General features: G+C 38.6%; 5 protein-coding genes, 1 rRNA gene and 1 pseudogene. 5 read left to right on the top strand and 2 right to left on the bottom strand.

Annotated elements, in window-relative coordinates; all coding sequences use genetic code 11:
• Nucleotides 1–82: ribosomal RNA gene (locus F9B85_RS14550) — 16S ribosomal RNA — on the bottom strand; the annotation flags it as partial.
• A 585-nt stretch (nucleotides 83–667) separates the two neighbouring features.
• On the bottom strand, nucleotides 668–3,103 hold the full coding sequence (gene gyrA, locus F9B85_RS04855; RefSeq protein WP_151619062.1) for a DNA gyrase subunit A: 2,436 nt from the start codon (nucleotides 3,101–3,103) through the stop codon (nucleotides 668–670).
• Nucleotides 3,104–3,322: 219 nt separating this feature from the next.
• Here gyrA and F9B85_RS04850 point away from each other — a divergent pair, with 219 nt between their 5' ends.
• From F9B85_RS04850 to F9B85_RS04830, 5 genes and pseudogenes are all read left to right on the top strand, one after another.
• Nucleotides 3,323–4,567 carry a YibE/F family protein gene (locus F9B85_RS04850; protein ID WP_151619060.1) on the top strand — a complete coding sequence of 415 codons (1,245 nt, stop codon included), beginning with the start codon at nucleotides 3,323–3,325 and terminating at the stop codon, nucleotides 4,565–4,567.
• A gap of 141 nt (nucleotides 4,568–4,708) precedes the next feature.
• Nucleotides 4,709–5,272 carry a rubrerythrin gene (gene rbr / locus F9B85_RS04845; RefSeq protein ID WP_151619058.1) on the top strand — a complete coding sequence of 188 codons (564 nt, stop codon included), beginning with the start codon at nucleotides 4,709–4,711 and terminating at the stop codon, nucleotides 5,270–5,272.
• A gap of 270 nt (nucleotides 5,273–5,542) precedes the next feature.
• Nucleotides 5,543–6,141: pseudogene (locus F9B85_RS14755) on the top strand (DUF1538 domain-containing protein).
• Entirely contained in the window at nucleotides 6,138–6,890 is a 753-nt protein-coding gene (locus F9B85_RS04835; protein ID WP_151619056.1) for a DUF1538 domain-containing protein, read from the top strand. Before F9B85_RS14755 ends, F9B85_RS04835 begins: the two are co-directional and overlap by 4 nt.
• Nucleotides 6,871–7,203: a P-II family nitrogen regulator gene (locus tag F9B85_RS04830; RefSeq protein ID WP_151619054.1), complete on the top strand. Its 333-nt coding sequence runs from the start codon at nucleotides 6,871–6,873 to the stop codon at nucleotides 7,201–7,203. Before F9B85_RS04835 ends, F9B85_RS04830 begins: the two co-directional genes overlap by 20 nt.
• Nucleotides 7,204–7,330 lie beyond the last annotated feature (127 nt).

The following is a 7,330-nucleotide window of genomic DNA, read 5'->3' as shown; positions in this document are numbered from 1 at the left end:
TACTTAATCGACTCCGTTCGACTTGCATGTGTTAGGCATGCCGCCAGCGTTCGTCCTGAGCCAGGATCAAACTCTCCGTAAAATGGATTTTACGGAGTTAACCGCGCCATGGATGGCAATAGCGGTTAACATCCTTTATATCCTTATATTCCGGAGCTTTGACAAGCTCTAATTGACTTAAATTGATTGGTGTCTCTGCCTTTCGGCTTCGACGTTTCGCACGCTTGACTTTTTTTACAACTGTTTGATTTTCAAGGACCAGATGTCTCACCGCTATTTCCTAGCGACAAGTCAATACTATACCACGTTGTTTCGATTAAGGCAATACTTATTTTTTTCCAATTGCTTTGTACTTCTAAGTTGTTTGCCTCGTTTGTTTCTTCTGTTGTGGCACGAAAGCTATTCTATCATGTTGCTATAGAGAGTGTCAACATCTTTGATGATATTTTTTCTTCTATCTTAATTATTGAGGCTAACGGTTAGCTTACGAGCAGACTAGTTTTTATAAAACTGTGTAGCTAGAAAAAAAGAAAGGGCAAGAATTTCATCTCTTGTCCTTCCTTTTATAAAATACTCAGACCTGTTCAAAAAGTGTAACCCCTATAATGAAAACAAATCGTAATAAAAGAAAGGCTTCTTCTTCAAGATAGACTTCTTTTTCTAAAAGTTAGACTTCTTCTTCTTTCATGGCTACGCGAGCAAGGGCAACTACTTTATCATCTTTGCTCATGCGCATAATGTTAACGCCTTGTGTCATTCTGCTAAGCTTGCTGATCTCATCAACAACAAGACGGATAACTACACCTTCTGAAGAAATAACCATAACTTCATCACCAGTGCGAACTACTTTAACACCTGCTACCATGCCAGTTCGGTCCGTCAAACGCATGACCATGATACCTTTGCCACCACGACGTTGTTTCCTATATTCAGATAGAGAAGTCCGCTTGCCTACACCGCTTTCCGAGATCATGAGTAAATCATCATCATCTTTAACGATTTCCATAGCCGATAAGTAATCATCACTGACCAGATCAATACCTTTGACACCACGAGCAACTCTACCCATAGTGCGAACATCAGTTTCATTAAAGCGAACAGCCATTCCTTTATAGGTAACAAGCAAGACATCACTCTGTCCGTCAGTCATTCTTACACTTATAAGTTCATCGCCTTCATCTAGATTCAAGGCGATGATACCGTCTTTGCGCGAGCGATCGTAATCTTGTACAGGTGTTTTTTTGACGACGCCTTTTCGAGTTGCCATAAAAAGATAATGATCGGGATCGTAATCTTTGACAGGGAAGACGGCTGTTATTTTCTCTTCACCTGAGATAGCCAAGAGATTTACAATAGCTGTTCCTTTCGCTATTCGCGAAGCTTCTGGAATCTCATGAGCTTTGAGGCGATAAACTTTTCCTCGGTTAGTGAAAAAGAGCAGATTATGATGGGTAGTAGTAATGAATAGAAGTTCTAAAACATCATCTTCCTTAGTTCCCATTCCAGTAACACCACGACCACCACGATGCTGTGCCTTGTATGTATTTACAGGCAAGCGTTTAATATATCCATTGTGAGTAATAGTGATCACGGCATCTTCTTCAGCGATTAGATCTTCTACGTTGAAATCACTACCGGCAGAAGTAATTTCTGATCTTCTTTCATCGGAAAACTTGGTTTTGATATCTTTGATTTCTTTTTGAATAATGTCTAGTACCATTTTTTCAGAATTTAATACGGCATTATAGTAGGCAATGTCATTAAGTAAAGCTTGATATTCTTCTTCAATTTTTTCCCGCTCCAAACCAGCCAGCCTTTTGAGACGCATCTCTAAGATAGCTTGGGCTTGTTTGTCACTTAAAGAGAATTCACCCATTAAACGAGGACGAGCTGCATCTTCTGTCGGTGAGTTACGGATGATTTCAATAATTCGATCGATGTTATCAATAGCAATACGCAAGCCCTCTAGAATATGGGCTCTTGCTTCTGCTTTTTCTAAATCATAACGAGTCCGTCGAACGATAACTTCTTTTTGGTGCTCTAGGTAGTAGTAGATCAGATCACGAAGCGCCAATACTTTGGGGACACCATCTACAAGAGCTAGTAAAATGACACCAAATGTATCTTGCAATTGAGTCTGCTTGAAGAGTTGATTTAAGACAACTTGTGGGTTAGCATCTCGTCGCAACTCAATGACAATTTGCATACCTTTACGGTCTGATTCGTCGCGCAGGTCTGTTATGCCATCAATACGCTTATCTCTTACTAGATCAGCAATCCGCTCTAAAAGACGAGACTTATTGACTTGATAAGGTATTTCATGAACAAGAATACGCATCTTGCCGCCGTTCATCTTTTCGATGCGTGTCTTTGCTCTCATTACTACACTGCCTCGACCAGTTAAGTAGGCTTGTCGAATGCCCTCTCTGCCCATGATTAATCCACCAGTAGGGAAATCTGGCCCTTTGATAGCTTTCATGAGATCTTCTGATGATACATTAGGATCTTCAATCATCATAATGACGGCATCAACTACTTCTCCAAGGTTGTGGGGAGGAATGTTAGTAGCCATACCAACAGCAATACCAGAAGAACCATTAACTAAAAGATTAGGTACACGAGCAGGTAGTACAATTGGTTCTTGTCGCTTATCATCATAGTTAGGCTTATAGTCGACTGTATTCTTCTCAATATCTGTAAGAATATGAGAAGTAATCTTAGCCATGCGTAATTCTGTATAACGCATGGCCGCCGCTGGATCTCCATCGATAGAACCAAAGTTTCCATGACCATCAATTAGAGGGTAGCGAGAAGCAAAGTTTTGAACTAGTCGGACAATAGCATCGTAAATAGCCGCATCACCATGGGGGTGGTAGCGACCCATTACATCACCGACAAGACCGGCTGATTTGCTATAAGGTTTTTCCGGGGATCGACCTGTTTCATGGAGAGTATAAAGAATTCTTCTATGAACGGGTTTGAGACCGTCTCTTACATCAGGCAGTGCTCTCGAAACAATGACGCTCATAGAATAGTCTAAGAAGGACTTTTTCATTTCATCTTCTAATCTAATTGGTAAAACTTTTCCAACCACTTCGGTCATATAATCATTCACTCCAAGCTTTATTCCCTAGCTTCTATGAGTAATAAAACCTTTTCAGGAATAATAAACTCCTTCTATTCAGAATAAGCTCAAAAATACTCACTTTTTCTATTATAACCAATCTTTTCAATGATTTCAAAGTTTCAGGCGTAAAAAGAGAACTATTATTGTCTTAATGCTATAATAAGACAAGTACCATACAATGAAAGAGGCGTTACGATGGACAAAAAAAATAACAGGCTCTTTAAGCCCGCTATTTTTGCATTAATTTTTATGCTCTTTTTTACCATGTTCAACTTCAGTTCCCTTACTTCAGCCTGGGCAGAAAATGGAGAGGAATTCTTAGATGCTCCTCTGGATGAATATTACAGCGATGTTTACGCTGAAGATCTTTTGCCCTTTGAAGATTTTGGTCCTATCAACGAAGTCTTTTTGAAAGGTAAAGTTATTTCTATTATTGATGAAACACCGCTCTCTGCTGACTTTTTTGATGCACGCATTCATGATTTAATGCGACAACAATTACAAGTTGAAATAACTGATAAACCTTATCAGGGCCAACGAAAAATTGTAGAACATACAGCTAGTATGACTAATCCATATCAAGGTGTTTATCTTGTGCCTGGAGACAAAGTAGTCATCTATGGCGTACTAGACCAAAATAATGAGTTGCAAGAGATTTATATTCAGGATCTTGTCCGTGAAAGACCAATCTTTTTACTCGCTTTTCTTTTTGTTGCAACTTTGCTTGTACTAGGTGGTCTTAAAGGTTTGGGAGCTATTTTTACGGTTATCTTGACAGGTCTCTTAATCTGGTTTGGCTTACTTCCTGCTGTTTTAAAAGGGTACAACCCTCTACTTGGTGCTATTATTGTCTGTATGCTCGTTAGTATTCTTAGTACTCCTATGATTGCCGGCTTTAATCGTAAATCTTTGTCTGCTGTAATTGGTACTATATCCGGTGTATTTATCGCTGGTATTCTAGCTTATTATGCTGGCTTTCAATCACGCATTGTAGGTATAGAGTTTGATTATATCAATTTACTTTTGAACATTCCTAATGAAGTACATCTAGATTTAAGAGGAGTATTTTTTGCTGGTGTTCTCATAGGAAGTTTAGGTGCTGTTATGGATACAGGGATGTCAGTAGCTTCATCTATGCGCGAGATTGTAGCGGCTCATCCAAAAATCACTTTCAAAGAACTTTGGAAAGCTGGCATGAACGTTGGTAAAGATGTCATGGGCATGATGTCTAGTACGCTCATTCTTGCTTACGCAGGTAGTGCTCTTCCACTTTTATTGCTTATGGTAGCTTACGAAACTCCAGCTCTAAAACTATTAAACTCAGATTTAATTGTCAGTGAAATTATTCGTTCTCTTGCTGGGTCTATCGGACTCTGTCTCTCCATTCCCATTACAGCACTTGTTGCTTCTTACCTTCTCTTAAAAACCAAAAAATCATAAAGTCAATCTTGTCTCTCTCCTTGAAAGTATGTTAATCTTTAAACAAGCATAAGTTATGGATTTATATGTAAAAAAACATATGAAAATACCATAACTTATGCTTTAATTTTTTATATTATATGTGAGAAAGGTGGATTTTTCTTGAGTCCAAAAACAGTTGTTCAAAACGTTCCTGGTTTGAAAGGAACAGAGACAGAAAAAAATTTATTAGCCGCTTTTGCTGGTGAATCACAAGCGAGAAACAAGTATGAGTTTTTTGCGGAGATTGCTGAAAAAGAAGGCTACCGTCAGATTGGTCAAATCTTTAGAGAAACAGCAATTAACGAAAGAATGCACGCTAAGCGCTTTCTGCAAGCGGCCACCAATCTAGGTACTACAGAAGAAAACTTACTCATGGCAGCAGCTGGCGAAAACGAAGAGTGGACTAAGTTATATAGAGATTTTGAAGTTAAAGCAAGAGAAGAAGGCTTTGAAGAAGTAGCCGATCTGTTCAAAGAGATCGCTGAAGTAGAAGAAGCTCATGAAAAACGTTACCGTGCCCTTGCTGAAAATGTAAAAAACGGTAAAGTATTTACTCGTGATACAGCTATTGACTGGCATTGCCTAAATTGTGGTTACATCCATAACGGCACAGAAGCTCCCGATGTTTGCCCAGCTTGTCAACATCCCCAAGGTTGGTATGAAGAAGCACCTTATAACTACTAAGAGTACTCGCTGTCTATATAGTTTTCCTAATTAAAAACATATTAATTAAAATACGCTCTCATTTCCTTTACCATAATAAGGGAAGTGAGAGCGCTGTTATTTTATTCCTTTTAATTGTTTTTTTATCAACTGCTTTCCTGTAGAATAAGAAAGAGAGAAGAGAAAGGGGTGTTGCTATTGCATGAATGGAAAGAAATCGTTATAGAAGTAGTGCAGGCTGTTATTCCAGTTATTGTTGTAGTCTTTTTGTTACAGTTTTTTGTGATACACATGGCCACATCAACTTTTCTACAATTTCTAATTGGTGCTGTCATGGTTATGGCAGGTCTCATTCTTTTTTTGCAAGGTGTAAAAGTAGGCTTACTGCCTATGGGGGAAGCTATTGGTGCTGAATTACCTAATCGTGGTTCTGTTTTTTTCTTGTCTTTGCGGCCTTCATTCTTGGTTTTGTCGTAACTGTAGCTGAGCCTGATGTGCGTATCTTAGCTAGCCAAGTCGAATTTGCTTCTGATGGCGAGATTAGTAAAACTATTTTAATTACCATGGTAGCAATGGGCGTTGCTTTTTTTGTAGGACTAGCTATGCTTCGTATTGTATTAGGTATACCGATTGCTTATATTCTAGCAACAGGATATGCCGTCGTATTACTGTTATCTTTCTTCACACCAGAAAATTTTGTACCTATTGCTTTTGATGCTGGTGGTGTTACAACAGGCCCGATGACAGTACCCTTTATTCTTTCACTCGGTCTTGGTACAGTATCAGTTCTCGGTGGAAAGTCTTCACTTAGCGATGGTTTCGGATTAGTTGGTCTTGCTTCTATTGGTCCAATTATAGCCGTTCTCCTGTTGGGGGTGATGTATGGTTGAGCGATCTTATTATCTTACAAGGTATTGGTCACGTATTTCTTGAAGTATTCCAAGCTTTAGCACCGCTGTTACTCTTTTTCTTCTTTTTTCAGATCTTTTATCTCAAACAGTCCAAAGAATTTATTTTGAGAGTTGTAAAAGGTGTTGTACTTACTTTCTTTGGCTTAACGCTATTCTTGCATGGTGTTCATATTGGTTTTTTGCCCGCTGGAAGAGAGATGGGGGAAATTTTAGGGGCCTATGACCACCGGTGGATCTTAATACCTATTGGTTTTGTTTTAGGTTTTGTTGCCACTATGGCTGAGCCAGCTGTTCGTGTGTTAAGTTCTCAAGTAGAAGAAGCTTCTACAGGTTATATTCAAGAAAAAATTATGATTTATACTCTTTCTTTAGGTGTAGCTGTTTTCGTAGCTTTAGGAATGGCCAAAATTATATATGGCATTCCTCTTTATTACCTTGTCGTACCTGGTTATCTCTTAGCCATGATACTACTTAAATTTTCTAATCCCACATTTACTTCCATTGCCTTTGATGCCGGTGGTGTAGCTACAGGTCCAATGACAGTAACTTTTATTATGGCCATGGCTATCGGTGTAGCTACGGTAATGGAAAACCGTGACCCTGTTATCGATGGTTTTGGTTTAATTGCATTAGTAGCTTTAGCACCTATTTTATCTGTCATCATTTTAGGCGTCTTTTTAGGAAGCCGTGAAAAGGAGGATATGACTGATGCAAGTGAACAGTCATGATCTCATTGTAACAATCGTGAAAAAGGGATGGTCTGAGCGCATTATCAAAGCTTCTAAAGCGGCAGGCTCAGAAGGGGCTACTATCCTATATGGTCGAGGTACAGGTATACACGAACAAAAAAAATTATTAGGTATTCCTATTGAACCTGAAAAAGAGATTATCTTAACTGTCATAGCAAAATGCAAAACTGATCAAGTCTTAGAGGCCATCATGGAAGCTGGTCAGTTAAAAAAGCCAGCTACAGGAATTAGTTTTGTACTAAGTTTAGATAAAGTTGTCGGTATTGCCCATCTGTTGAATAAGTGTGATTAAGATTGAATATCCACAGATTTATCCACAAAATTGTTGATAAATCTGTGGATATTCTTTTTTTTCTTTAGAATTTTTTTATCCACAGCGATTTTCCACAAAAAAATCTCCTCTAGCATCAAATTAACTA

Source organism: Heliorestis acidaminivorans (assembly GCF_008933955.1).
GTDB classification, from domain to species: domain Bacteria; phylum Bacillota; class Desulfitobacteriia; order Heliobacteriales; family Heliobacteriaceae; genus Heliorestis; species Heliorestis acidaminivorans.
This window is presented reverse-complemented; position numbering and strand designations above follow the sequence as displayed.